This window comes from Pseudomonas sp. HLT2-19-2 (assembly GCF_054898005.1).
In genome coordinates, this window is sequence record NZ_CM142712.1 from 4,750,750 (window position 1) to 4,776,636 (window position 25,887).

Below are 25,887 nucleotides of genomic sequence, written 5' to 3' on the forward strand. Positions count from 1 at the left end.
CACCGCCACTGGATTGCATTGAGCCAATGGGCTAAAAGATGCCCCAGCGCTAAAACACTGCGCAAGTGTGCATGCATTTACCTGAACAACAATAGTCGCTCCCCAATTTTTGGCTGACCGGCGCGTATTCACTGCCGTTTGAGCCTTTGAGAAAACTATTCATGAAGAAGCTGTGTTTGCTGGGCCTGTTCGTCTGTCTGGCCAGTCATACCGTATTGGCCGCCACGACGCCCGCACCTCTGGAAAACAAGGACGCGTTCATCAGCAACCTGATGAAGCAAATGACCCTCGATGAAAAGATCGGCCAGTTGCGCCTGATCAGCATCGGCCCGGAAATGCCTCGGGAGATGATCCGCAAGGAAATCGCTGCCGGCAACATCGGTGGCACATTCAACTCGATCACCCGCCCGGAAAACCGTCCGATGCAGGACGCGGCCATGCGCAGCCGGTTGAAGATCCCGATGTTCTTCGCCTATGACGTGATCCATGGTCATCGGACCATTTTCCCGATCCCGATAGCCCTGGCCTCGAGCTGGGACATGGACGCCATCGGCCTGTCCGGGCGCATCGCCGCCAAGGAAGCCGCGGCTGACAGCCTGGACATCACCTTCGCGCCAATGGTCGACGTCTCCCGCGACCCGCGTTGGGGCCGGACGTCCGAAGGCTTCGGCGAAGACACGTATCTGGTTTCGCGCATCGCCGGCGTCATGGTCAAAGCTTTCCAGGGCACAGGCGCGAACGCGGCCGACAGCATCATGGCCAGCGTCAAGCACTTTGCCCTGTACGGCGCGGTCGAGGGCGGTCGCGACTACAACGTAGTCGACATGAGCCCGGTCAAGATGTTTCAGGACTACCTGCCTCCGTACCGTGCGGCAATCGACGCCGGTGCTGGCGGGGTGATGGTCGCTCTGAACTCGATCAACGGCGTGCCAGCCACCGCCAATACCTGGCTGATGAACGACCTGTTGCGCAAGCAATGGGGCTTCAAAGGCCTGGCCGTCAGCGACCACGGGGCGATTTTCGAGCTGATCAAACACGGCGTTGCTCGCGATGGACGCGAAGCCGCGAAGCTGGCGATCAAGGCCGGCATCCACATGAGCATGAACGACACGCTCTACGGCAAAGAACTGCCAGGGCTGCTGAAGGCCGGCGAGATCCAGCAGAGCGACATCGACAACGCCGTGCGTGCGGTGCTCGACGCCAAGTACGACATGGGCCTGTTCAAGGACCCGTACCTGCGCATCGGCAAGGCTGAAGATGATCCGGCCGACACTAACGCCGACAGCCGCCTGCACCGTGCCGAGGCTCGCGACGTTGCGCGCCGCAGCATGGTGTTGCTGAAGAATCAGGGCGAAACCTTGCCGCTGAAGAAAACTGCGAAAATCGTCCTGGTCGGTCCATTGGCCAAGGCACCGATCGACATGATGGGCAGCTGGGCCGCCGCCGGTAAACCCGAGCAATCGGTAACTCTGTTTGATGGCATGACCAACGCACTGGGCGCGCAATCGACGCTGATCTACGCCCGTGGCGCCAACATCACCAGCGACAAGAAGGTGCTGGATTACCTGAACTTCCTCAACTTCGACGCACCGGAAGTGGTGGACGATCCGCGCTCGGCCCAAGAGCTGATCGACGAAGCCGTGAAGGCCGCCAAGGACGCTGATGTAGTGGTCGCGGCGGTGGGCGAGTCCCGTGGCATGTCCCACGAATCCTCGAGCCGCACCGACCTGAACATCCCGGCCAACCAGCGCGATTTGATCAAGGCCCTGAAGGCCACCGGCAAACCGTTGGTGCTGGTGTTGATGAATGGCCGTCCGCTGTCGATTCTCGAAGAGAAAGAACAGGCTGACGCGATTCTGGAAACCTGGTTCAGCGGTACCGAAGGCGGCAACGCCATCGCCGACGTGCTGTTTGGCGACTACAACCCGTCGGGCAAATTGCCGATCACCTTCCCGCGCTCGGTGGGTCAGATTCCGACCTACTACAACCACCTGAGCATTGGCCGGCCGTTCACCCCAGGCAAACCGGGCAACTACACCTCACAGTATTTCGATGACACCACCGGCCCCTTGTTCTCGTTCGGCTTCGGTCTGAGCTATACCGATTTCAGTCTGAGCGACATGGCCCTGTCATCCACCACGCTGAACAAAACCGGCAAGCTTGACGCCAGCGTCATGCTGAAAAACACCGGCAAGCGCGACGGCGAAACCGTGGTGCAGTTGTACATCCAGGACGTGACCGGCTCGATGATCCGGCCGATCAAGGAACTGAAGAACTTCCAGAAAATCATGCTCAAGGCCGGCGAACAGAAAGTCGTGCACTTCACCATCACCGAGGACGACCTGAAGTTCTTCAATGCCCAGCTCAAGTACGCTGCGGAACCGGGCATGTTCAACGTGCAGATCGGCCTGGATTCCCAGGACGTGACGCAGCAGAGCTTTGAATTGCTGTAACCGTACAAACACTGCAAAAACCTGTGGGAGCGAGCTCGCTCCCACAGTGGTAATTGGTGTGACGACTATCCCCGTCGATCCAGCAGATTCACCACCAGCCGATCCACCCATCCCCACACCCGTTGCTTCACCCGCCGCCACAGCGGTCGGCGTTTCCATACCTCCAGGCTGACTTCCTGGCTCTGCGCAAAGTCCTTCTCAAAACTCGCCGCCACCGCCTTCGTCAGCCCAGGGTCCAGCGCCTCAAGGTTGGCTTCCAGGTTGAAACGCAAATTCCAGTGATCGAAATTGCACGAGCCGATGCTTACCCAGTCGTCGATCAGGACCATTTTCAGATGCAGGAAACACGGCTGGTATTCGAAAATCTTCACCCCGGCCCTGAGCAATCGCGGGTAGTAGCGATGCCCTGCATAACGCACCGACGGGTGATCGGTGCGCGGCCCGGTCAGCAGCAGTCGCACGTCAACACCGCGCGCAGCCGCCCGGCGCAATGAACGACGGACTTTCCAGGTCGGCAGGAAATACGGGGTCGCCAGCCAGATCCGCCGCTGGCCGCTGTTCAGCGCGCGAATCAGCGATTGCAGGATGTCCCGGTGCTGGCGTGCGTCGGCATAGGCGACCCGGCCCATGCCCTCGCCCATGGACGGCACGCGCGGCAGACGCGGCAAGCCAAAATGCGCAGCGGGTTTCCAGGCACGCCGATGCCGGTTAGCGATCCATTGGCGGTCGAACAGCAACTGCCAGTCGATGACCAAGGCGCCGGTGATCTCCACCATCACTTCGTGCCATTCGCTGGTGTCTTCACCCGGCGTCCAGAACTCATCAGTCACCCCGGTGCCGCCCACCACCGCCATGCTCTGATCCACCAGCAACAGCTTGCGGTGATCGCGGTAGAAGTTGCCGACCCAGCGCCGCCAGCTCAGGCGATTGTAGAAACGCAGCTCCACACCCGCCGCCGCCAAACGCTTACGCAAGGTCAGGGTGAACGCGAGGCTGCCGTAATCATCGAACAGGCAGCGCACGCGCACGCCACGTTCGGCAGCCTGGACCAATGCCTGAACCATTGCCTCGGCACAGGCACCCGCCTCCACCAGGTAAAGCTCCAGCTCGACCTGTTCTTCGGCACGGGCAATCGCGACTAACATCCGAGGGAAAAACTGCGGACCGTCGATCAGCAGTTCAAAACTGTTGCCTTCACGCCAGGGAAATATTGCACCGGCCATGTCAGCGCGCCGTAAAAATCAGTACCGCGCTCACCGGTACCGACAGACTGATGGCCGACAGACCGGCAACCTTGCGCAAGTTTTCCAGGCCGGGTGCCAAGTCGAAATCCGCAGCGTTGATGATCAGCGGTTCGAGGGTCACCACCTGGAAGCGTCGGTCATCGAGACGGGTTGCCAACAGTTCGGCGGTGTATTCGTGTTGTTTGCCATGGAGGTTGACGGTCAGCGGCAGGCGCAATTCAAGTTGCGCACCGGGCGCCAGATCGTTGATCGGCCGCAGATCGATTTGCGCGGTGATCAGTGCTTCAGGGAAGGCCTGGATTTCAAACAGGTCCTTGCGCATGCGTTCATCGCGCAGCGGAATGCCGCTGTTGACCGAGTCCAGCTCGACTTCGACCTCGGCCAGGCCCTTGGGGCTAACCTTGCCGTGCAGCACCAGAAAGCGCTGCACTTCGGAGATGTTGGTGTTTTTGGTGCTGATGAACGACAGCCGCGAGGACTCGCCGTCCAGATACCAATCGGCATGGGCCGACAGGACAGTACCGGCCAGCAGCAGGAAGGCGAGGGTGTTGGAGACAGAGCGGTTGAACATAGAGACTCGTGGGGCAGATAAACCTGCACGAACCTTAACCGCCCGGGAGCCAATTGCAAACTTGTAGCAGCATTCAGGGATTCAGGCGGCAGCCTTGGCGCTCGCCGACCCACTCGGCGCTGTTGCTGCGACCCATGCCGCTGACTGTCACGCGCCTACTGGCGGCGTCATCGGTAAAGCCGCTGGTCGGCAACCACTGATTCACATAGCTGTGGCAGTACTCGGCCGGGTTGTTCATCACGTAACGGCACGAGCAATATTCCTTGGCAGTGTAGGCGCTGATGATGTCCGGGAACGCCCACAGCGCGACGCGTTCTTGCCGGACCCAGCCGAGCAAGGCGATCAGCAGGATCAACATCAGCGTGCTGAACGGTCGGCGACGAACAAAGCTGCGGCGGTTCATGGCTGCACCTTCGCCGCAAATGCCTTGAGCGCGAGTTTGAGAAAATCGTTGTGCCGGTAGCTGCCGTCGCGGTCATCGCCGTAGCGCACGATCACCAAGTTTTCGCTGGGAATCACGTACATCGCCTGGCCCCAATGGCCCAGCGCGGCGAAGGTGTCGTCGGGGGCATCGAGCCAGGGCTTTACCGCGCCATCCACCACGCGGTTAAGCCACCAATGGCCGCCAGGCACGGCGTCTTCCTGATTGGCTTGATAGCGGGCGAATGGTTCGCGGTTGAAAGTGGTCCAGTCCTTGGGCAGCAATTGGCGCTCGCCCCAACGGCCGTCGCGCGCCATCAGCAGACCGACTCGGGCCAGATCCCTGGCGGTGAGATAGGCATAGGATGACGCGACGAACGTCCCCGTGGCATCGGTTTCCCAGACGGCGTGACGAATCCCCAAGGGCTCGAACAGAGCAGTCCATGGATAGTCCGGATAGCGGTTCGGGCCGACGATGTTTTTCAGCGCGGCGGACAACAGATTGCTGTCGCCGCTGGAGTAACGGAATGCCTGACCGGGTTTGGCGTATTCAGCGTGATCAGCGGTAAACGCGGCCATGTCCTGGTGGCCACGGGTGTAGAGCATCGCGACCACCGAGGATTTCAACGGCGCGTATTCATAGTCTTCCTGCCAGTCCAGGCCCGAGGCCCAGTGCAGCAGATCGGCCATGGTCATCGTCGGGTGCTTGTCCAGCGGTGGATAAAACTTCAGCACCGGGTCCGAGAGCTTGAACAGGCCCTCGCCATAAGCCACGCCGAGGATCGTAGCCATCAGGCTTTTGCTGATGGACCAGGTCAGGTGCGGGGTGTCGGCGGTGGTTGGGGCGGCGTAGCGTTCGTAGATTAACTGACCGTCGCGGATCACCAGCAAGGCGTCGGTGCGGATGCCTTTTCGGGTGGCCTCATCACGGGGTGGGAAGGCGTAAGTCTCCAGGGCTTGAAGCGCCGGCCCGGTGACTGTCGGGGCGGTCGACCATTGCTCGGCAGGCCAGTTTTCGGCGTGGGCCGTGAGGCTGAACAACAGCCCGAAAATCAGGGACAAGCCTTTGAACATGGTGGGCGCTCGGGGGGATGGACCTGCTGAGCCTAGTCGCGGTTGATGACAGTTCCGGGATTTGTGTTCCCCATGAGGCCAGTCAATTCAACGAAGATCCAGCGAGTGCCTTGGCCAACCGCTTGCCCCGCGCACCCGCCGCCATACCAGTTCGATCGGTGTGACATTGCCCAACGGGTGCAACAAGGTCGCGAACCCCTCGCCCAGGCCCGGGTTGGCGGGCAGACGATCGCGGCGGCTCAACAGGTTTTGCCAGGGCATAAGGGGCTCCTCGTGGGCTGTCATATAAGCATCACCAAAGCTTCATGGCGATGACACCGGGGCTACATAGCCTGACTTTGCACAACACGGCTGCATAAAGAAAGTCGATCGGCTGCAACCCAAGACGGGTGACCGCCCCGTACGGAGATTCGCAATGACTCAGATCGCCCGCATCAGCGACACCGGCAATGAACGCCGCCTGCAAGCCGAACGCCTGGTGGGCGCCGAGGCCTTGCAGGAAGCCCAGGCCCTGCGCTTCAACGTGTTCAGCGGCGAATTCAACGCCAAGCTGAAAGGCGCCGAGCAGGGTCTGGACATGGATGACTATGATGTTCACTGCGCCCACATCGGCGTGCGTGACTTGAATACCGGGCGTCTGGTGGCGACCACCCGTTTGCTCGACCACACGGCCGCCAGCAGCCTGGGCAAGTTCTACAGCGAAGAAGAATTCAGCCTGCACGGCCTGGTCCACTTGAAAGGCCCAATCCTGGAAATCGGCCGTACCTGCGTCGACCCCGCCTACCGCAACGGCGGTACCATTGCCGTACTGTGGGGCGAACTGGCCGAAGTGCTGAACCAGGGTGGCTACAGCTATTTGATGGGTTGCGCGAGCATCCCGATGCAGGACGGCGGCATTCAGGCCCACGCGATCATGCAGCGCCTGCGCGAACGTTACCTGTGCACAGAACACCTGCGGGCCGAACCGAAAAAACCGCTGCCGAGTCTCGATATCCCATCCAACGTCATCGCCGAAATGCCACCGCTGCTCAAGGCCTACATGCGCCTTGGCGCGAAGATCTGCGGCGAGCCGTGCTGGGACGAAGACTTCCAGGTTGCCGACGTGTTCATCCTGCTCAAGCGCGACGAACTCTGCCCGCGTTACGCCAAGCACTTCAAGGCGGCCATGTAATGAGCCGTCTGCGAGTGTACGCGCGGATTGCGCGAGTGTTGGTGGTGGTGACATTGGGGTTGAGCATGGCCGGTGTATTCGGGCTGTTCGAACGTTTGGGGATCGCTCATTCGATGGTCCGCCGCCAACGCTGGTCGCGGTTCTTCATGGCGCGCTTGAGCAACGCCCTGCCCTTTCGCGTAACCGTGCACGGTCAATTGCCGAAAGCACCGATGTTGTGGGTCAGCAACCACGTGTCCTGGACCGACATTCCACTGCTGGGCATGCTCACGCCACTGTCGTTCCTGTCCAAGGCCGAAGTGCGCACCTGGCCGGTGGCGGGCTGGTTGGCGGCCAAGGCCGGCAGCCTGTTTATCCGTCGCGGTTCAGGTGACAGTCAGTTGATCCGCAAACAGATGACTCGTCATCTGGAGCAGGATCATCCGCTGCTGATGTTCCCGGAAGGCACGACCACCGATGGCCGCACATTGCGTACGTTTCATGGCCGCTTGCTGTCTGCGGCGATCGATTCCGAAGTGAAGTTGCAGCCAGTGGCGATTCGTTATCTGCGCGACGGTGAGCTCGATTCGCTGGCGCCGTTCATTGGCGATGACGATTTGCTCTCGCACCTGATGCGCTTGTTTGCCAATGATCGGGGTGAGGTGGAGATTCATCTGCTCAAGCCGATCGCTTGCGAAGGTCGCGAGCGTGCGGCGCTGGCGTTCGAGGCACAGCAGGCAGTGCAGAAGGCGTTGTTTGGAGCGATTCCGGAAACACAGCAAGTCCCAATGCGCCCCGCTATCGCGGCCTGACACGATCTCTGATGCAACAAAGAACCCTGTGGGAGCGAGCAAGCTCGCTCCCACATTGGTTTTATGTCGTTGAATGGTTCTGCGCGAAGTCCAGGAGCTGCGGATAGAACAACCGAAAGTCATCACTCAACGGCTCATACAAAACCCGCAATTCCTGCATCGCTGCGGCCAGTTCCTCCGGTCGCGTCAACCGCCGCGAAATCCCCTGCAGCACCTGCTCCAGCACCGCGAACTCCCGGTAAGAACCCAACCAGTTATTGGCTATCATGTGCGGCGCGATCTGCGCCAGACGTTCCGGCAATTGCGGTTCGGCGGACAAAACCCGGTACACGTCCGAAGTGAATTGCTCCAGCGGCCGGTCTGCGTACAGCGTCCAGTCACGCGCCAGGCAATGGTCGAAAAAAACATCGAGCACGATCCCGGCGTAGCGCCTGCGGGTCAGGGAAAACCGCGACAACGAAACGTCCACCAACGGATGGCGGTCGGTAAAGACATCGATGCTTCGATGCAGCTGGATGGCCGCTTCGATCTCCGGATCGAACTGCCCTCGCAGCCGTCCTTTGACGAAATCGCCATACAGACTGCCGAGCAATTGACCGGGGCGCTGGCCACCGAGGTGCAGATGTGCGAGATAGTTCATGCCGCGCAGCTTAGCACTGCGCATCAAATATCGTTATAACCCGATATACCGATTTAGGCGGTCGTCAGACCAAAATCATATTGGTATATCGTGAAGTACCGATTTAAAGTTCGCCTCATCGCGATATAGCGTTTTACTCATCACGAGCCCAAACCATGACCATCGACCTCGACGAAATAATAAAAGCCCTGGCACACCCAGTACGCCGAGACATCCTCACCTGGCTGAAAGACCCCAAAGCCCAGTTCCCGGAACAGATCCACAACCACGAGTACGGCATTTGCGCTGGACAGATCGATCAACGCTGCGGCCTGTCGCAGTCGACCGTGTCCGCCCATTTGGCGAACTTGCAACGTGCGGGGCTGATCAGCAGCCAGAAAGCCGGTCAATGGCACTTCTTCAAACGCAACGAGGACGTGATTCAGGCGTTCCTCGACGCCATCGTCAAGGAGCTCAGCGCTCCGACCAGGAATTAAACAATGCCCCTCTCGCTACTTATTCTGGCCTTGAGCGCCTTCGCCATCGGCACCACCGAGTTCGTCATCATGGGCTTGTTGCCCGACGTGGCAGCTGACCTCGGCGTGTCGATCCCTGGCGCCGGCTGGCTGGTGACCGGTTACGCCCTGGGCGTGGCCATCGGTGCGCCGTTCATGGCACTGGCCACTGCCAAATTACCGCGCAAGGCTGCACTGGTAGCGTTGATGGGCATCTTCATCATTGGCAACCTGCTCTGTGCAATGGCGACCGACTACAACGTGCTGATGTTTGCGCGTGTGGTCACCGCTCTCTGCCACGGTGCGTTCTTCGGTATCGGTTCGGTGGTGGCGGCAGGTCTCGTTCCGGCGAACAAACGCGCTTCGGCGGTAGCTTTGATGTTCACCGGCCTGACCCTGGCCAACGTGCTCGGCGTCCCGCTGGGCACCGCCCTCGGTCAGCAAGCCGGCTGGCGTTCGACCTTCTGGGCGGTGACCGTGATGGGTGTGATCGCATTGATCGGCCTGATCCGCTTCCTGCCGGCCAAGCGCGATGAAGAGAAACTCGACATGCGCGCCGAACTGCGCGCCCTCAAAGGCGCCGGGATTTGGCTGTCGCTGAGCATGACTGCGTTGTTCGCGGCTTCCGTATTCACCCTGTTCACCTATGTCGCCCCGCTGCTCGGCGACGTCACCGGCGTCTCGCCAAAAGGCGTGACCTGGACCCTGATGCTCATCGGCCTGGGCCTGACCGTCGGCAACATCATCGGCGGCAAGCTGGCTGACAAAGGCATGGCCGCGACGCTGATCGGCGTCTTCATCTCGATGGCCGTGATCTCTACCGTGCTGACCTGGACCAGCGTCGCGCTGATTCCGACCGAAATCACCCTGTTCCTCTGGGCCACCGCGTGCTTCGCCGCCGTACCCGCCCTGCAAGTGAATGTCGTGACCTACGGCAAGGCGGCACCGAACCTGGTGTCGACCCTGAATATCGGCGCCTTCAACATCGGCAACGCACTGGGTGCCTGGGTCGGCGGCAGCGTTATCGCTCACGGCTTCGGCTTGACCAGCGTACCTCTCGCGGCAGCAGCCCTGGCGGTACTCGCCCTGCTGGTGACCCTGATTACTTTCCGTCAGAGCGGTGATCCCGAGCTGGCTCCTGCTACCCACTGATCTCTACAAGAGAGCTATTTCATGACGACTATTTTCGATCCGATCACACTGGGCGACCTCGAATTGTCCAACCGCATCATCATGGCGCCGCTGACCCGCTGCCGCGCCGACGAGGGCCGCGTGCCAAACGCGCTGATGGCCGAGTACTACGTACAACGCGCCTCGGCCGGCCTGATCCTCAGCGAGGCCACTTCGGTCACGCCGATGGGCGTCGGCTACCCGGACACGCCGGGCATCTGGTCCAACGATCAGGTGCGTGGCTGGGCTAATGTGACCAAAGCGATCCACGGCGCGGGCGGCAAGATTTTCCTGCAACTGTGGCACGTTGGCCGGGTTTCCCACGAGTCGTACCTGGGCGGTGAAGCACCGGTCGCACCGAGCGCCATTCAGCCAAAAGGCCACGTCAGCCTGGTTCGCCCACTGGCCGACTACCCAACACCGCGTGCTCTGGAAACTGCTGAAATCGCCGACATCGTCGACGCTTATCGCATCGGCGCCGAGAACGCCAAGGCGGCCGGTTTCGACGGCGTGGAAATCCATGGCGCCAACGGTTACCTGCTCGACCAGTTCCTGCAAAGCAGCACCAACCAACGCACCGACAACTACGGCGGCTCCCTGGAAAACCGTGCGCGCCTGTTGCTGGAAGTGACCGATGCCGCGATCGAAATCTGGGGCGCCGGCCGCGTCGGTGTGCACCTGTCACCGCGCGCCGATTCCCATGACATGGGCGACGACAACCTGTCCGAGACCTTCACCTACGTCGCTCGCGAACTGGGCAAACGTGGCATCGCGTTCATCTGCTCCCGCGAGAAAGAAGCCGGCGACAGCCTCGGTCCACAATTGAAAGAAGCGTTCGGCGGACCGTACATCGTCAACGAAAGCTTCACCAAAGACAGCGCCAACGCCTGGCTGGCGAGTGGCAAGGCCGATGCGGTCGCCTTCGGTGTGCCGTTCATTGCCAACCCGGACTTGCCGGCACGCCTGAAGGCCGATGCGCCGTTGAATGAAGCGCGTCCGGAATTGTTCTACGCCAAAGGTCCGGTTGGCTACATCGATTACCCCACGCTCTAAGTAACAACTAAAACAATAAAGCTCTGACTTAAAAAGTCGGGGCTTTTATTGTCAGCATTAAATATTCAGTACAACTTCCAGGCTTTCAAGAACCCTTCAAACTCTTCATATTTGGCAGCAGGCTTAACAACCTGCCAATAAACGCCTTATAAACAAATATGATTGAAAAGGAATTCACGATGGACAATGACGCTTTGGACATTAAAAACATGGAGCTTCTCGATACTCTTCTAGAACATTCGAAACTTGACGAAAAGGTCAACCAGGAAGTTAAAGCTTGGGAGAGGCAGAGGATCAAGGCAAATCAGACACGCCTCATCGTCAAACTAAAAAACAATACCTCCCATGCTTTTGACGTTGGCGAAAACAATCTTTCGCTGACCGCTGATGAGCGAGACTATATAAAAATACTCCCCCGCGAAATTAAAGCATTCCATTGCGACTTCGATTACTCCAGGCAATTAGGAACACCCAGCAAGGACATGTTCAAGCACTCTATTTTATTCGGCGACCAGCGTCTCGGCTTCCGCTTTGACTTCGGGTTGCGCGTCAATACTACTTTTGGTGTTTTTAGTCCGACACTGACACCTGTTCGTACAAATAAGGTTGTCTCCATTGGCGCCACCCCGATCCAATGCACGAGCCGAATTACTCGTGCGGAAGATGACGCCCCCTACAGCTTTAGCCTAGAGATCACACTGGATTGAGAATGCTGCCCCGTGGTTGTTTTGACGGGCATTTACATACCTTCACAAACGCTCAACAAAATCCCTACAAAATTCACAATTGTTTGCCTATCAACACAGACCGCATCGGTTTATAAAGGCCGTCGCGCCACAGAGTGTGAGCGATAGCATTGCTACGCTCACTTGATTAGTGACACCAACCGATTTATGTATATTGTTTCATTTGCGCAGGCTGGGGCTCAAGCGCAGCATGTCCAACCCTGTATCGACCCAGCGCTCGGCATCGATGTGCAGTTCAAAGCTGTCGGGCGCCAACAGCCACTGATACAGGATGCCGTCGATGTACGCATGCAGGCTGATGGCCGCGCGGGCCGTATCGAGGCTTTCCGGTAATTGTCCCCGATTGACCGCATTACTCAGGGCCAGGGCGATTCGCACGTTGCAATCAAGACTGACCGCTCGACGCTGCTGGCGCAGGTCGCACATTTCATCGGTGAATTCACACTTATGAAACAGAATCTCATTGATGCGTCGGGTTTTCGGGTCCAGGGCAACTTGATGAAACAAATGAATCAGCAGCTTGCGCATGCAGCCCAAGGGGTCGAGTTCATCTTCGCTTTCACTGGCCTTGGCCATTTCGTCCAGCGGCTCTTGCAAGGTATCAAGCATGGCCTGCACCAGATCCGCTTTGTTGCTGAAATGCCAGTAGATGGCGCCGCGAGTGACCCCGGCCAGGGTAGCGATATCCGCCAGTGTCGTGCGCGCTACGCCCCGCTCAAAAAAGGCTTTTTCTGCCGCTTCGAGTATCTGGCTACGGGTTTCTTGAGCTTCCTCTTTGGTACGACGAACCATGGCAGTACAACCTCAATCAGGATGCTTCAGCGATTTCTGACTATTCGCTGAACAAAAGTGGGGCAAGCGCTCTTAGGCGTCGTCCCCGGCCTACTATTCGGATCTTTGAACGGCTTTTGTAACGGTGTGGATACGCGGACGGGGTGTTTACAAACAACCATGAACGTAAGTATATTGCTTAGCAAGCTACTTATCCACTCAGCGCACATTTTTACCTTTCCACCTTTCGAGTGCGCAACTTGCGCGCCTGACCCGAGGATTTTCATGCAATTCAAGCCAGCTGTTACCGCTCTGGTCACTGCCCTCGCCTTGGCATCGCTGCTCAGCGGATGCAAAAAGGAAGAGGCAGCACCTGCCGCACCACCCCCTCAGGTCGGCGTCGTTACTCTGCAACCTCAAGCCTTCACCCTGACCTCTGAGCTTCCAGGCCGTACCAGCGCGTACCGCATTGCCGAAGTTCGCCCTCAGGTGAACGGCATCATTCTCAAGCGCCTGTTCAAGGAAGGCGGCGACGTCAAGGCCGGCCAACAGCTGTATCAGATTGATCCGGCGGTTTATGAAGCCACGCTGAAAAGCGCCCAAGCCAACTTGCAGCAGACCAAATCGATTTCGGATCGCTACAAGCAACTGGTCAGCGAACAGGCTGTGAGCCGTCAGGAATACGACACGGCCCTGGCCAACCGGTTGCAATCGGAAGCTACCCTGCAGACCGCGCAGATCAATGTGCGTTACACCAAGGTCTACGCACCGATCTCCGGTCGCATCGGCCGCTCGAACGTGACCGAGGGCGCGCTGGTTACCAGCGGCCAAGCCGACGCCATGGCGGTGATCCAGCAACTGGACCCGATCTACGTCGACGTGACCCAGTCTTCTGTGGAGCTGCTTGAATTGCGCCGCGAACTGGAAAGCGGTCGCCTGCAAAAGGCCGGCGACACGGCGGCAGCGGTCAAACTGACCCTCGAAGACGGTAGCCAATACAAGCTCGACGGCAAGCTCGAGTTCTCCGAAGTCTCGGTGGACCAGACCACCGGTTCCGTGACCTTGCGTGCGGTATTCCCCAACCCTAATCACACCCTGCTGCCAGGCATGTTTGTACACGCCCAATTGCAGGCCGGTGTAAACAGCGCGGCGATCCTCGCGCCGCAACAAGGCGTGACCCGCGACCTCAAAGGCACCCCGACCGCGCTGGTCGTCGGTGCGGACAACAAGGTCGAGCTGCGTCAGCTCAAGGCCAGCCGTACTGTCGGCAGTCAATGGCTGATTGAAGACGGTCTGAAGGCAGGCGATCGCCTGATCACCGAAGGGCTGCAATACGTCAAACCTGGCATTGAAGTAAAAGCCAGTGAAGCGACCAACGTTAGCGCAAAGAACCCGGCCCCCGCACAGGCAGCTAGCAAGGCTTCCAGCGGCAAAGGGGAGTAAACCATGTCCAGATTTTTTATCGACCGTCCGATTTTCGCCTGGGTAATTGCCCTGGTGATCATGCTGGTCGGGGCACTATCGATCCTCAAACTCCCGATCAACCAATACCCAAGTATTGCGCCTCCGGCCATTGCGATCCAGGTGACCTACCCGGGCGCGTCCGCACAAACCGTGCAGGACACCGTGGTGCAGGTCATCGAGCAGCAACTTAACGGTATCGACAACCTGCGTTATGTTTCCTCGGAAAGTAACTCCGACGGCAGCATGACCATTACCGCAACCTTCGAGCAGGGCACCAACTCCGATACCGCGCAGGTTCAGGTCCAGAACAAACTGAACCTGGCCACCCCGCTGCTGCCGCAAGAAGTGCAGCAACAGGGGATCCGCGTGACCAAGGCAGTGAAGAACTTCCTGATGGTGATCGGCGTGGTCTCGCGCGACGGCAGCATGACCAAGGACGACTTGGCCAACTACATCGTGTCGAACATGCAGGATCCGGTCTCGCGGACCGCCGGTGTCGGTGACTTCCAGGTCTTCGGTGCCCAGTACGCGATGCGGATCTGGCTCGATCCGGCCAAGCTGAACAACTACAACCTGACCCCGGTGGACGTGAAAACCGCCATCGCCGCTCAGAACGTTCAGGTGTCGTCCGGTCAACTTGGCGGTTTGCCTGCCGTGGCAGGCCAACAGCTGAACGCGACGATCATCGGCAAGACCCGCCTGCAGACTGCCGAGCAGTTCAAGGCGATCCTGCTCAAGGTTAACAAAGACGGTTCGCAAGTGCGTGTCGGCGACGTTGCGGATGTCGGTCTGGGCGGTGAAAACTACTCGATCAGCGCCCAGTTCAACGGCAGCCCGGCCTCCGGTCTGGCGGTGAAACTGGCCAACGGCGCCAACGCCCTCGACACCGCGAAAGCCCTGCGCAAGACCATCGAGAGCCTCAAACCGTTCTTCCCGCAAGGGATGGAAGTGGTGTTCCCGTACGACACGACTCCGGTGGTGACCGAGTCGATCAAGGGTGTGGTTGAAACCCTGGTCGAAGCGATCGTATTGGTGTTCCTGGTGATGTTCCTGTTCCTGCAAAACTTCCGCGCCACCGTCATCACCACGATGACCGTACCAGTGGTATTGCTGGGTACCTTCGGGATCCTCTCGGCGTTCGGTTTCAGCATCAACACCCTGACCATGTTCGGTATGGTGCTGGCCATCGGCTTGCTGGTGGATGACGCCATCGTCGTGGTGGAAAACGTCGAACGGGTCATGAGCGAAGAAGGCCTGTCACCCAAGGAGGCCACCAAGAAATCCATGGGGCAGATCCAGGGTGCACTGGTCGGTATCGCCCTGGTGCTGTCGGCGGTACTGCTGCCGATGGCATTCTTCGGCGGTTCCACCGGTGTGATCTACAAGCAGTTCTCGATCACCATCGTCTCGGCCATGGCCCTGTCGGTACTGGTTGCGCTGATCTTCACCCCGGCACTCTGCGCCACCATGCTCAAGCCGATCCCGAAAGGCGAACACGGCACGCCCAAACGCGGCTTTTTCGGCTGGTTCAACCGCAATTTCGACCGTGGCGTCAAAAGCTACGAGCGTGGCGTGGGCAACATGCTCTCGAACAAGGCTCCCTACCTGCTGGCCTACCTCATTATCCTGGTCGGCATGATCTGGCTGTTCACCCGCATTCCAACGGCGTTCCTGCCGGAAGAAGACCAGGGTGTATTGTTTGCCCAGGTGCAAACCCCGGCCGGTTCCAGTGCCCAGCGCACCCAAGTAGTCGTGGATGAAATGCGTGAATTCCTGCTGCGTCCGACCAAGGACGGCGGTGAAGGCGACGCGGTAGCCTCAGTGTTTACCGTGACCGGCTTCAATTTCGCCGGCCGTGGTCAGAGCTCGGGTATGGCGTTCATCATGCTCAAACCGTGGGGCGAACGTAACGCCGATAACAGCGTGTTCAAGCTGGCGGACCGTGCCCAACAGCACTTCTTCACCTTCCGTGACGCCATGGTGTTTGCCTTCGCACCGCCAGCGGTCCTGGAACTGGGTAACGCCACCGGTTTTGACGTGTTCCTTCAGGACCGCGCCGGTATCGGTCACGACAAGCTGATGGAAGCGCGCAACCAGTTCCTCGGCATGGCGGCGCAAAGCAAGATTCTGTCGCAAGTCCGTCCCAACGGCCTGAACGACGAACCGCAATACCAACTGGAAATCGATGACGAAAAGGCCAGCGCCCTCGGCGTGACGCTCACCGACATTAACAACACCCTGTCGATTGCCTTGGGCAGTAGCTACGTCAACGACTTCATCGACCGCGGTCGGGTGAAGAAGGTTTACGTGCAAGGTGAGCCGGGCGCGCGCATGAGTCCTGAAGACGTCAAGAAATGGTACGTGCGCAACAGCGCCGGCACCATGGTTCCGTTCTCGGCGTTCGCCAAGGGAGAGTGGATCTACGGTGCGCCGAAGCTGTCGCGTTACAACGGCGTCGAAGCGATGGAAATCCTCGGTGCCCCGGCGCCCGGTTATTCCACCGGTGAAGCCATGGCCGAAGTCGAAGCCCTGGCCAAGAAACTGCCGGCCGGTGTCGGTATTTCCTGGACCGGCCTGTCGTACGAAGAACGTCTGTCCGGTTCGCAAGCGCCAGCGCTGTACGCCCTGTCGCTGCTGATGGTGTTCCTGTGTCTGGCAGCGCTGTACGAAAGTTGGTCGATCCCGATTGCGGTGATGTTGGTGGTGCCGCTGGGGATCATCGGTGCGCTGATGGCGACCAGCCTGCGCGGCCTGTCCAACGACGTGTACTTCCAGGTGGGCTTGTTGACGACCATCGGTCTGGCGGCGAAAAACGCCATTTTGATTGTCGAATTTGCCAAGGAACTGCATGAACAAGGGCGTAGCCTGCGCGATGCCGCGATTGAAGCCTGCCGGATGCGTTTGCGACCGATCATCATGACCTCGCTCGCCTTCGTCCTCGGTGTGGTGCCATTGGCAATTTCCACGGGCGCCGGTTCAGGCAGCCAACATGCGATCGGTACCGGGGTAATTGGCGGTATGCTCACGGCCACGATCCTGGCGATCTTCTGGGTCCCACTGTTTTTCGTCACCGTGTCGGCCATGGGGCAGCGCAAAACCGCTGACCAGGACGACGCTATTGAACCTTCTAAAGAGGCTGGCTAATGAGCAAGTCGCTACTCTCCCTGGCTGTTGCCGCCTTCGTGCTCAGCGGCTGCTCGCTGATACCCGATTATCAGCAGCCTGAAGCACCGGTGGCGGGCCAGTACCCGCAAGGTCCGGCGTATTCGTCGGCCCAGGCGCCTGCCCAAGCTGCCGCCGAACAGGGCTGGAAGCAGTTTTTCCACGACCCGGCACTGCAACAGCTGATCCAGGTCGCCCTGGAAAACAACCGTGATCTGCGTGTCGCGGCGCTGAATATCGACGCCTTCGCGGCTCAATACCGCATCCAGCGTGCCGATTTGTTCCCGGCGGTGTCGGCCAACGGCACTGGTAGCCGTCAGCGCGTCCCGGCACGCGCCTCGCAGACCGGCGAAGCGGGTATCACCAGTTCCTACTCGGCCACGGTCGGCATCAGCGCCTATGAACTCGACCTGTTCGGTCGGGTTCGCAGCCTGAGTGAAGAAGCGTTGCAGAAATACTTCGCCACTGAAGAAGCACGCCGCAGCACTCAGATCAGCCTGGTGGCCAGCGTGGCCAATGCCTACCTGACCTGGCAAGCCGACAAGGAGCTGCTGAAACTGACCCAGGACACCCTGGGTGCATTCGACGAGAGCTACAAGCTCACCGCCCGCAGCAACGAAGTGGGTGTAGCCTCGGCCCTGGACCTGGCACAGTCGCGTACCTCGGTGGAAAACGCCCGCGCGCAACACGCCAAATACACACGTCAAGTCGCTCAGGATGAAAACAGCCTGGTGCTGCTGCTCGGCTCGGGAATCCCGGCCAATCTGCAAGCGCCCAAGCCGTTGGCTGACGACCTGCTGAGCGACGTGCCGCCCGGCCTGCCGTCAGACTTGCTGCAACGTCGTCCGGACATTCTCCAGGCCGAATACAACCTGAAAGCCGCCAACGCCAACATCGGCGCTGCACGTGCTGCCTTCTTCCCGAGCATCAGCCTGACCGCCAATGCCGGGAGCCTGAGCCCAGACCTGTCCGGCCTGTTCAAGGGCGGTTCGGGCACCTGGCTGTTCCAGCCGCAGATCAACCTGCCGATCTTCAATGCCGGCAGCCTGCGCGCCAGCCTGGATTATTCAAAAATCCAGAAAGACATCGGCGTGGCGAACTACGAGAAGTCCATTCAAACGGCCTTCCAGGAAGTCGCCGACGGCCTGGCTGCCCGCCAGACCTACACCGATCAGTTACAGGCCCAGCGTGATTTCGTCACCGCCAACCAGGACTACTACCGCCTGGCCGAGCGTCGTTATCGCATTGGTGTCGACAGCAACCTGACCTTCCTCGATGCCCAGCGCCAGCTGTTCAGTGCCCAACAAGTACTGATCACCGACCGTCTGGCGCAACTGGTCAGCGCGGTAAATCTGTACAAGGCACTGGGCGGTGGCTGGAACGAGCAGACAGCGAAGAACGAGCCGTTGAAAGAAGAAGCGCCGAAGCTGAAGTTGTTCTGATAGCGCTGTAAAACAAGAAGCCCACCGATTGGTGGGCTACACCGTGCAGAGCGGAGCGCTCAAAGACCTGACCGTCAAATGGCGCAACTCGACAATCCGCCGCGACTACAGCAACAACGAGTTCGATGAGAACCGGTTGATCATCATCTATCCAATCAGATTGCTATAGCGGAACTCAGGCAGCGACCACAGGATGAAAACGGTCGCCTGCCTCTCACCGCCTGTCGGTACAAACTGGCGCTTTGCACAGGGGCAGATACAGTCAAGAAGCGTGTTTAATTCTCCAGTCTGATGTAGGAGCCCCCTTTTACTTCCGTTATCTCCGGATGCTGTACGCGAAGCTGCCATGACCACGGAGGTCAGGTATGAGCAAGCGAATAGTTATCGTCGGTGGCGGCGTAGGTGGAACCATGTTGGCCAATCAACTGGCCAGCAAGCTGTATCCAGAAATCCTGCGCGGCGAAGTCTCGATTGCACTGCTGTCCAACTCCCCCGATCACTTCTATAAACCTGCGTTCATGTACGTGGCGTTCAATCAGTTCTTTGAAGAAGAACTCAAGCGCCCGGAACGTTCACTGTTGCGCCCGGAAATCAGCTTTTATGTCGAAGAGGTCACGTGTTTCGATTTCCCCGGACAATGCCTTAAAACCCGTAGCGGCAAGCGCTATGGCTACGACTTTCTGGTCATCGCCACCGGTTGCGTGCCCGCGCCGGAGCGCATCGAGGGCTTGAAAGAAGCCGGCGACCACTTCTACCAATATCAGCCCGCCCGGCAGTTGGCAGAACGGCTGAGTACGATCAAAAAAGGCCGGATCTTCATCACGGTGTCTTTCCCGCAAACACCCAACGTGCCGCACCAATGCGGCATTGCACCGGTAGAAACGACGTTGATGCTCGACGACTTGCTGCGTCGTCGGGGCGTGCGGGACCAGGTGGAAATCGTCTACACCTACCCGACCACGGCTCAGTTACTGCGTAACTGCCTGTTTCTGCAACGCCCCACCGGGGAAATCCTGCCCGGCATTTTCGAGCAGAAGAATATCCGCTTCCAACGCGGCTTCACCCTCAGCCGTGTCGATCCCGAGCGAAAAATCGCCTACTCCGAAGAAGGCGAAGAGCAACCCTTCGACATCCTGATGGCGACACCGCCGATCCGCGCCGTCGATGCCGTGCTGGAGTCCGGTGCGTCACAAGCGCCCAACAACGAAGGTTGGCTGCCGACCCACCACGAAACCCTGCAGGTCTATGGCCTGGAACACGTCTACGTGATTGGCGACACAGTCGATCTGCCGGTGAGTAAGGCCGGTGGTGCCTGCCATAACCAGGCGCCGGTCATCGCCAACAACATTGCCGCCGAGATTCGCCTTGGCGCGCCCAACAGCGTCTACGACGGAAGGGTTCAGGCCGTGGCACAGATGGGTCTCAACGCCGGAATGCCGCTGTGGTACGACTACGTCCATGACGTCCTGCCGACACCGCCGACCAGACTCGGCGGTCTGCTGAGAAATGGCTTCAATCGTGGCCTGTACTGGGCGGTTGCCCGTGGAATGCTTTGATCTGCTCAGGGAGGAGTAAATCGTGACGAACCTATCAGATGAAACGCTGGCGACCAGTGCTGCCGGCATGCCAGCGACGCCAGGACTCGCCGCTGTAATGGCGAAAATTCAGCCGCTGATCGAAGGCGGTCGGCTGGACAACATTGTCGATGTGCTATCGCTGGTCTCGGACATGACCGACCTGCTGGACGCAGCGATGGTGGAAAAACTGGCGCGTCTGTTCGAAACCGCTACGGCGGCCACCTGGACAGTCAGTAACGCCGTGCGCCTGGCCAAGGCCGAGGTCGCAGCTGCCCCCGTGCCGCCGGGAGCCTATGCGTTGATCAAACTGCTGAACGACCCGGACACGCGCAAAGGCGTGGCGGTTGTCCTGAAATCACTGAACGTCATCGGAAGACAACTGTAACCGCCAGAGAGGATCACCTCATGAGCGTCAAACTTGAATCGGCAGGGAAAGCCTGCACCCACTGGGACGCCAAGGCGTACCAGCAGTTTTCCCGCCTCAGGCAACGACCGGTCAATGAATTGCTCGACCGTGTCGAACTCAAACAGCCCAAGCGCATCTATGACCTGGGATGCGGGACCGGCATCGCCACGCAACTATTGGCCAAGCGTTGGCCTCGAGCGCAGTTGCAGGGCATCGACAGTTCCGAGCAAATGCTGGACGAGGCCCGTTGTCTGCCGATCAAGGCGTTGTGGAAACAGTGCGATCTACTCGACTGGCAACCCGAACAACCGGCGGACCTGCTGTTCGCCGCCGCCGTACTGCACTTCGTCAGTGGTCACGAACAGTTATTGCCGCGACTGCTCGGCCAGCTCAATCCGGGTGGTTGCCTGGCGGCGCACATGCCCGACTGGCGGGATGCGCTGTGGTACCAACTGATGCTCGACACCCTTGAAGAGGCTGGCCCCGGTGGCAAACCACTCGGTACCCCGCAGTTGCGCGAGGCCATGGCTGCACGGCCGCTGTTGTCTTTGGCAAGTTACTACCGGTTGCTCTCACCGATCACCCAGACACTGGATATCTGGGAGACTGAGCAGCTACAGGTTGTCGACGGCAAGTCGCCGATCTATGACTGGGTCAAAGTCTCGGCGCTGCGACCGGTGATGCAGGGTCTGAAGGACGATGAACAGGCAAGGTTCATCTACCACTACCTGATGCGCGTGCATGCGCATTACCCGCCGGAGAGCGACGGACACACGTTGTTTCCATTCAAGCGGATATTCATTGTCGCCACGGTTTAAAGATCAAAAGATCGCAGCCTTCGCCAGCTCCAAGTGAACGCATTCCCCTGGAGCTGCCGCAGGTTCGGGCCGCGTTCGGGCGGCTTTTTTTGAAGCCGTTACTCTACTCTCGCGACTCAACCCCAAGCTCATCCCACACCGACTCCGCGATATGAAACGTCGCATTCGCTGCCGGAATGCCGCAGTAGATCGCGCTTTGCATGATCACTTCCTTGATCTCGCCGCGGGTCACGCCGTTGTTGGCGGCGGCGCGCAGATGCAGTTTGAGTTCCTCATTGCGGTTCATGCCGATCAGCATAGCGATGGTGATCAGACTGCGGGTGTGACGCGGCAGCCCCGGACTGGTCGTCGCCGGCACCGAAGACGCGGTGACGCCGCCGTCCGGCGGGCACTTCATTTAAACCAAGGCGCTCGATCAATTTGCGCACTGCAGGCACCGGACCGATGCCCATGACCCGTGGTGCAACACCGGCGCTGGACATGCCCAGCACTTTTGCGCGGGCGGTCAGACCGTGTTTCTTCACCGCATCGCCAGAGGCAAGAGGCCAGAATCAATGCCGCCGCACCGTCGTTCACACCGCAAGCATTGCCGGCGGTGACTGTTTTGTCGGGACCGTTGACCGGTTTGAGTTTGGCCAGCCATCCGTTGCTGACTGCGCACTGTGAAAGCGTCCAACCGACTATTGAACGGGTTTGCACCCCCTATTACCTATCTTTACACTGGCTTGGACGCAGACTAAAAGGGTCGATGTAATTACCGTAACTTATTCGACTTAATGGCGTCAGAAAGACATCACTGTAAAGTCGGCGACGCGGAACGACCTAGTTAGCCGTAAAAGTTGCGGGTACCCAAACAATCACACATCAAGACCCACTTTTAACTCTTTGGCGATAGTGTTCTTCGAATCGACCGCTATAATGCAAATCAGTGGCGACCGGTTTTTAATTGCCGATTCGCCACCTGGTAGCGCGATGTTCCACTGGCGCTGCTTGCAGCAAGCGCCTGACGCTCATTTATAGGCTTCGCCAAAGCGTTCGCTGAAACAGGAAACTGATGCTACGTCAGCTGTTTATCTCTGGTGCCGTGGCCGCCTGCAACATGGAAGTATTGATCACAATGCCGTAAAAACGATGCCTTCACCGGCCTTGTCCTTTCGGCGAGCGTGGTCAATACGTTTGATGTAGCGCGTTTCACCAGAATTAATCTCAACTCAATCAGGTAGCACTGTGACAAAAGACGAACTGCGCGCGGAACTTGAGCGCCAGGAACAACGTTACAAGGAAGTTTACGGCGGGGAAGTCACCACCTACGCCGCTCAGCCCGAACCAGAGCGCAAACCCTGGCGTAAACGCGCCACCGTTCAGGATCAGGCTTTCACTCAGGAATTGCAGAAAATGGAAAAGGAACTCAAAGCCGAAGAGCCATAACGGCCTTGGCCTGAATTCTTTCAAGGGTCTGCGTCTGCACCCGCTAAAAGCGGGATGTATCGATGATGCCTTTCGCGCCCGCTATGAGCGGGCAGCGGCCACCTCACCTGTCGGATGAGGCAAATGGCTCGTGTCTGGCCCTCTTTTCAGATATTTCGCACAAGCTTTCAAGCCTCTTCTCCCTACGAGAGGAACCCTTGTGGCTGCGGCCTTTTCAAAGAATTCAAAGACTTGCAAAACCCCGTAAAAACCTGGGGCTTAGGCTGTCGTCACAAACTAATTCATTGAAGAATGTTACCGATGAGCACCTAGTGCATCGATTAGCAGTCTTTTCTGGCATAATCGCGCCCCCTTACGACCGGGTCAGAAAACCTTCATGATCGATTTATTCAGCGGACTGGATGCTTGGGTGCTTGTGAGCCTCTTGCTCGCCCTGGCCTTTGTCCTTGCCTTCGAGTTCATCAACGGCTTTCATGACACCGCTAACGCGGTGGCCACTGTTATCTACACCAAAGCCATGCCGCCTCATCTGGCAGTGTTCTTTTCCGGTGTGTTCAACTTTCTTGGCGTGCTGCTGGGCGGTGTCGGCGTGGCGTATGCCATCGTCCACCTGCTGCCGGTAGAGTTGCTGATCAATGTGAACACCGGTCACGGGCTGGCCATGGTGTTCTCGCTGCTCGCCGCCGCCATCACCTGGAACCTGGGCACCTGGTACTTCGGTATCCCGGCTTCCAGCTCCCATACGCTGATCGGGTCGATCCTCGGTGTCGGCCTTGCCAACGCCTTGATCAACGATATTCCGTTGGCCGATGGTGTGAACTGGCAGAAAGCGATCGATATCGGTGCCTCCCTGGTGTTCTCGCCGATGGCCGGCTTCCTGGTCGCAGCCCTGATATTGATCGGCCTTAAATGGTGGCGTCCGCTGTCGAAGATGCACAAGACGCCGGAACAGCGCCGCAAGATCGATGACAAGAAACACCCGCCGTTCTGGAACCGCCTGGTGCTGGTGATTTCGGCGATGGCCGTGAGCTTTGTGCACGGCTCCAACGATGGCCAGAAAGGTATCGGCCTGATCATGCTGGTGCTGATCGGTATTGTCCCGGCGCAGTTCGTACTCGACCTGGGCAGCACCACCTACCAGATCGAGCGGACACGCGATGCGACCTTGCACCTGAGCCAGTTCTATAAGCGCAACGCCGCAACACTGGGTGACTACCTGGCCCTGGGCAAAAGCGTGGAAGGCGATCTGCCGGAGAAATTCCGTTGCAACCCGCAACAGACCGAACCGACCATCACCGCCCTGCTCGGCACCCTTAAAGGTGTAGCAGACTACCACTCGCTACCGTCGGAAAGCCGCATCGAAGTGCGTCGTTATCTGCTCTGCCTGGACGACACGGCGAAGAAAGTCGGCAAGCTGCCAGGCCTCGAGGCCCGTGAAAAGGCTGACCTGAACAAGCTGCGCAAAGACCTGACCACCACCACCGAATACGCTCCGTTCTGGGTGATTCTGGCGGTCGCACTGGCACTCGGCCTGGGCACCATGGTCGGTTGGAAACGCGTGGTTCTGACCATCGGCGAGAAGATCGGCAAGCAGGGCATGACTTACTCCCAAGGCATGTCGGCACAGATCACTACCGCGACCCTGATCGGCATGGCCAACATCTTCAGCCTGCCGGTGTCCACCACCCACGTTCTGTCATCAGGCGTGGCTGGCACCATGGTTGCCAACAAAAGCGGCCTGCAAGGCGGCACCGTCAGAACCATCCTGCTGGCCTGGGTCCTGACCCTGCCAGCCACAGTGGCCTTGTCAGCCGGCCTGTTCTGGCTGGCATCGAAAGCACTGAGCAACTGATACAAGCTGCACAAAAAAGGCGCGTTCCGTAAGGTTCGCGCCTTTTTTATGGCTGCTGGAAAGTTGATCGTTCCCACGCTTCAGGCAAATCGCACGCAAAAAAAAAGGGCAACCGAAGTTGCCCAAAATGCCTTGCGTGCTCATTGCTTCCAGAAAGACCTACGGCTTGCGCTTATGCGAATCCTTCCAGATAAAAAATCCAAACCCTGCAAAAAACATAACCATGAGGCCGACAGTCAGCACTCCGGCGATCACCACGTTGTCGAAAAACATGACTGGCCTCCTGCGGTTGCCTTGTTGCGATAGGGCTAAATTAACTAATCAGGCAGGAGAAAAAATTGACCGGGATCAATGTCGCCCGAGACTGGGCGTAAAGGAGGGGGATTAACTGACCTGCATCAACCAATGCAGCGTGTTTCAACGCTTTTTCGGTTTGTTCTTCGGCTTCTTCTTCGCTTTACCCAACGGCAGGGCTTGCTCGAACGCCTGGCGTACTTCGTTCAGGCGCTTTTCGTTAAGGTCATGAATCCGCTTGGCGCGTTCAGAATTGAGGTCGATCAGCTTGTCGTCTTGGCTCATGGTGCTCAGTGCATCGCTTGTGGTGAAATTCAGCTGCCGTATCGGCAGGCAAGGATGTGTCAATAATGCGGTCTGATCGCATCGCTGACCAGCCACCACCTCAAATCTGGATATCGACCCACAAACCTTGCCGAGGCTGATCGTCCATCAATGGCGCCACCGGCACGGTATTGTCGGCATTGAGCTCGTCCCCGGGAATCGCTAGGTGCTCTTCGGGATCTTCATCGGCTTCACGGCGACGTCGGTCACGCTCCTGCTGCCGGCGCTGCTCCTCGCGTAGCTGCAAGGCGGCTTCTTCGGGGTCGCGTTTTTGCAGGTCGATAGTGCTTTCGCTGGAGCTTTCCTGCACCGGCACCACGGGTGGAATGTCCGGCCGCTGGCGAACCGGATCCTGCTGTGAGGTGATCGGCACGGCACTCAAGGGGAGCATCGGTGGCAGCATAATTATTGGTCTCCTGTCAGCAAGCTGTCGGCTGCGGGGATGGTGACTTGAGCCATCGGTCGCAAATTGTGACCCGGTTGGCACTGTAGGTGCTGCCGCCCGCTGCGATCTTTCATCGG

The 25,887-nt window shown here is 58.8% G+C and carries 24 protein-coding genes and 4 pseudogenes; 16 read left to right on the top strand and 12 right to left on the bottom strand.

Going from position 1 to position 25,887, the window contains the following annotated elements:
• The first annotated feature begins 161 nt into the window (after positions 1 to 161).
• Positions 162 to 2,453, top strand: a complete 2,292-nt coding sequence (gene bglX, locus ACYZTU_RS22200; RefSeq protein WP_461965546.1) for a beta-glucosidase BglX — start codon at positions 162 to 164, stop codon at positions 2,451 to 2,453.
• 65 nt (positions 2,454 to 2,518) lie between these two features.
• Here the strand turns inward: bglX and ACYZTU_RS22205 are convergent, their stop codons facing one another.
• From ACYZTU_RS22205 to ACYZTU_RS22225, 5 genes and pseudogenes are all read right to left on the bottom strand, one after another.
• Positions 2,519 to 3,676 carry a phospholipase D-like domain-containing protein gene (locus ACYZTU_RS22205; protein ID WP_461965548.1) on the bottom strand — a complete coding sequence of 386 codons (1,158 nt, stop codon included), beginning with the start codon at positions 3,674 to 3,676 and terminating at the stop codon, positions 2,519 to 2,521.
• A gap of 1 nt (position 3,677) precedes the next feature.
• On the bottom strand, positions 3,678 to 4,268 hold the full coding sequence (locus ACYZTU_RS22210) for a YceI family protein (protein WP_461965550.1): 591 nt from the start codon (positions 4,266 to 4,268) through the stop codon (positions 3,678 to 3,680).
• Between the two features lie 73 nt (positions 4,269 to 4,341).
• The gene (locus ACYZTU_RS22215) at positions 4,342 to 4,671 is read right to left on the bottom strand and encodes an amidase (RefSeq protein WP_461965551.1); all 330 of its coding nucleotides are present in this window, start codon (positions 4,669 to 4,671) and stop codon (positions 4,342 to 4,344) included.
• Entirely contained in the window at positions 4,668 to 5,762 is a 1,095-nt protein-coding gene (locus tag ACYZTU_RS22220) for a serine hydrolase domain-containing protein (protein ID WP_461965553.1), read from the bottom strand. Before ACYZTU_RS22220 ends, ACYZTU_RS22215 begins: the two co-directional genes overlap by 4 nt.
• A 147-nt stretch (positions 5,763 to 5,909) precedes the next feature.
• Positions 5,910 to 6,023, bottom strand: a pseudogene (locus ACYZTU_RS22225) (acyl-CoA dehydrogenase); the annotation flags it as partial.
• Between the two features lie 154 nt (positions 6,024 to 6,177).
• On the opposite strand from ACYZTU_RS22225, the gene olsB reads away from it, so the two are divergent.
• Both olsB and ACYZTU_RS22235 read left to right on the top strand, forming a co-directional pair.
• Complete coding sequence (gene olsB, locus ACYZTU_RS22230; protein ID WP_461965555.1) at positions 6,178 to 6,933, top strand: L-ornithine N(alpha)-acyltransferase; 756 nt, start codon at positions 6,178 to 6,180, stop codon at positions 6,931 to 6,933.
• Positions 6,933 to 7,724, top strand: a complete 792-nt coding sequence (locus ACYZTU_RS22235; RefSeq protein ID WP_461965557.1) for a lysophospholipid acyltransferase family protein — start codon at positions 6,933 to 6,935, stop codon at positions 7,722 to 7,724. The genes olsB and ACYZTU_RS22235 overlap by 1 nt, the downstream gene beginning before the upstream one ends.
• A gap of 61 nt (positions 7,725 to 7,785) precedes the next feature.
• Here ACYZTU_RS22235 and ACYZTU_RS22240 read toward each other — a convergent pair whose 3' ends face one another.
• A complete protein-coding gene (locus ACYZTU_RS22240) occupies positions 7,786 to 8,364 on the bottom strand; it encodes an acyl carrier protein phosphodiesterase (RefSeq protein ID WP_461971129.1) in 579 nt (192 codons plus the stop codon).
• A 155-nt stretch (positions 8,365 to 8,519) separates the two neighbouring features.
• Between ACYZTU_RS22240 and ACYZTU_RS22245 the strand changes: the two genes are divergently transcribed.
• The 4 genes from ACYZTU_RS22245 to ACYZTU_RS22260 all read left to right on the top strand — a co-directional run bounded on the left by ACYZTU_RS22245 (position 8,520) and on the right by ACYZTU_RS22260 (position 11,788).
• Complete coding sequence (locus ACYZTU_RS22245) at positions 8,520 to 8,840, top strand: ArsR/SmtB family transcription factor (RefSeq protein ID WP_449642596.1); 321 nt, start codon at positions 8,520 to 8,522, stop codon at positions 8,838 to 8,840.
• Between the two features lie 3 nt (positions 8,841 to 8,843).
• Positions 8,844 to 10,010 carry an MFS transporter gene (locus ACYZTU_RS22250; RefSeq protein ID WP_461965559.1) on the top strand — a complete coding sequence of 389 codons (1,167 nt, stop codon included), beginning with the start codon at positions 8,844 to 8,846 and terminating at the stop codon, positions 10,008 to 10,010.
• 21 nt (positions 10,011 to 10,031) lie between these two features.
• Entirely contained in the window at positions 10,032 to 11,081 is a 1,050-nt protein-coding gene (locus tag ACYZTU_RS22255; RefSeq protein WP_461965561.1) for an alkene reductase, read from the top strand.
• A gap of 179 nt (positions 11,082 to 11,260) precedes the next feature.
• Positions 11,261 to 11,788: a hypothetical protein gene (locus tag ACYZTU_RS22260; protein WP_461965563.1), complete on the top strand. Its 528-nt coding sequence runs from the start codon at positions 11,261 to 11,263 to the stop codon at positions 11,786 to 11,788.
• A 198-nt stretch (positions 11,789 to 11,986) separates the two neighbouring features.
• Here the strand turns inward: ACYZTU_RS22260 and emhR are convergent, their stop codons facing one another.
• On the bottom strand, positions 11,987 to 12,619 hold the full coding sequence (gene emhR, locus ACYZTU_RS22265) for an efflux system transcriptional repressor EmhR (RefSeq protein ID WP_461965565.1): 633 nt from the start codon (positions 12,617 to 12,619) through the stop codon (positions 11,987 to 11,989).
• Between the two features lie 264 nt (positions 12,620 to 12,883).
• Between emhR and emhA the strand changes: the two genes are divergently transcribed.
• The 7 genes and pseudogenes from emhA to ACYZTU_RS22300 all read left to right on the top strand — a co-directional run bounded on the left by emhA (position 12,884) and on the right by ACYZTU_RS22300 (position 21,467).
• Positions 12,884 to 14,041, top strand: coding sequence for an efflux RND transporter periplasmic adaptor subunit EmhA (emhA, locus tag ACYZTU_RS22270; protein WP_461965567.1), 1,158 nt, complete (start codon positions 12,884 to 12,886; stop codon positions 14,039 to 14,041).
• Between the two features lie 3 nt (positions 14,042 to 14,044).
• Positions 14,045 to 17,206, top strand: coding sequence for an efflux RND transporter permease subunit EmhB (gene emhB, locus ACYZTU_RS22275; protein WP_461965569.1), 3,162 nt, complete (start codon positions 14,045 to 14,047; stop codon positions 17,204 to 17,206).
• Positions 17,206 to 18,666 carry an efflux RND transporter outer membrane subunit EmhC gene (emhC, locus tag ACYZTU_RS22280; RefSeq protein WP_461965571.1) on the top strand — a complete coding sequence of 487 codons (1,461 nt, stop codon included), beginning with the start codon at positions 17,206 to 17,208 and terminating at the stop codon, positions 18,664 to 18,666. Before emhB ends, emhC begins: the two co-directional genes overlap by 1 nt.
• Before the next feature lie 22 nt (positions 18,667 to 18,688).
• A pseudogene (locus ACYZTU_RS22285) lies at positions 18,689 to 18,835 on the top strand (OprD family outer membrane porin); the annotation flags it as partial.
• A gap of 196 nt (positions 18,836 to 19,031) precedes the next feature.
• Positions 19,032 to 20,222, top strand: a complete 1,191-nt coding sequence (locus tag ACYZTU_RS22290; RefSeq protein ID WP_461965573.1) for an NAD(P)/FAD-dependent oxidoreductase — start codon at positions 19,032 to 19,034, stop codon at positions 20,220 to 20,222.
• A gap of 22 nt (positions 20,223 to 20,244) precedes the next feature.
• Complete coding sequence (locus ACYZTU_RS22295; protein WP_461965575.1) at positions 20,245 to 20,628, top strand: DUF1641 domain-containing protein; 384 nt, start codon at positions 20,245 to 20,247, stop codon at positions 20,626 to 20,628.
• A gap of 20 nt (positions 20,629 to 20,648) precedes the next feature.
• The gene (locus ACYZTU_RS22300) at positions 20,649 to 21,467 is read left to right on the top strand and encodes a methyltransferase domain-containing protein (protein ID WP_461965577.1); all 819 of its coding nucleotides are present in this window, start codon (positions 20,649 to 20,651) and stop codon (positions 21,465 to 21,467) included.
• Positions 21,468 to 21,570: 103 nt separating this feature from the next.
• On the opposite strand, the pseudogene ACYZTU_RS22305 reads toward ACYZTU_RS22300, so the two are convergent.
• A pseudogene (locus ACYZTU_RS22305) lies at positions 21,571 to 21,813 on the bottom strand (carboxymuconolactone decarboxylase family protein); the annotation flags it as partial.
• Between the two features lie 52 nt (positions 21,814 to 21,865).
• Positions 21,866 to 22,106: pseudogene (locus ACYZTU_RS22310) on the bottom strand (thiolase family protein); the annotation flags it as partial.
• Between the two features lie 588 nt (positions 22,107 to 22,694).
• Here ACYZTU_RS22310 and ACYZTU_RS22315 point away from each other — a divergent pair.
• Complete coding sequence (locus tag ACYZTU_RS22315) at positions 22,695 to 22,895, top strand: hypothetical protein (protein ID WP_007935837.1); 201 nt, start codon at positions 22,695 to 22,697, stop codon at positions 22,893 to 22,895.
• A 376-nt stretch (positions 22,896 to 23,271) separates the two neighbouring features.
• Positions 23,272 to 24,747 (top strand): inorganic phosphate transporter, encoded by a 1,476-nt coding sequence (locus ACYZTU_RS22320; RefSeq protein WP_461965579.1) that lies wholly within the window; start codon positions 23,272 to 23,274, stop codon positions 24,745 to 24,747.
• Between the two features lie 159 nt (positions 24,748 to 24,906).
• Here the strand turns inward: ACYZTU_RS22320 and ccoM are convergent, their stop codons facing one another.
• The 3 genes from ccoM to ACYZTU_RS22335 form a co-directional block, all read right to left on the bottom strand.
• Positions 24,907 to 25,020 (bottom strand): cytochrome c oxidase subunit CcoM, encoded by a 114-nt coding sequence (gene ccoM / locus ACYZTU_RS22325; protein ID WP_282381713.1) that lies wholly within the window; start codon positions 25,018 to 25,020, stop codon positions 24,907 to 24,909.
• A 144-nt stretch (positions 25,021 to 25,164) separates the two neighbouring features.
• The gene (locus ACYZTU_RS22330; protein WP_461965581.1) at positions 25,165 to 25,326 is read right to left on the bottom strand and encodes a hypothetical protein; all 162 of its coding nucleotides are present in this window, start codon (positions 25,324 to 25,326) and stop codon (positions 25,165 to 25,167) included.
• Positions 25,327 to 25,426: 100 nt separating this feature from the next.
• On the bottom strand, positions 25,427 to 25,768 hold the full coding sequence (locus tag ACYZTU_RS22335) for an aspartate-semialdehyde dehydrogenase (RefSeq protein ID WP_461965583.1): 342 nt from the start codon (positions 25,766 to 25,768) through the stop codon (positions 25,427 to 25,429).
• Positions 25,769 to 25,887: the final 119 nt, after the last annotated feature.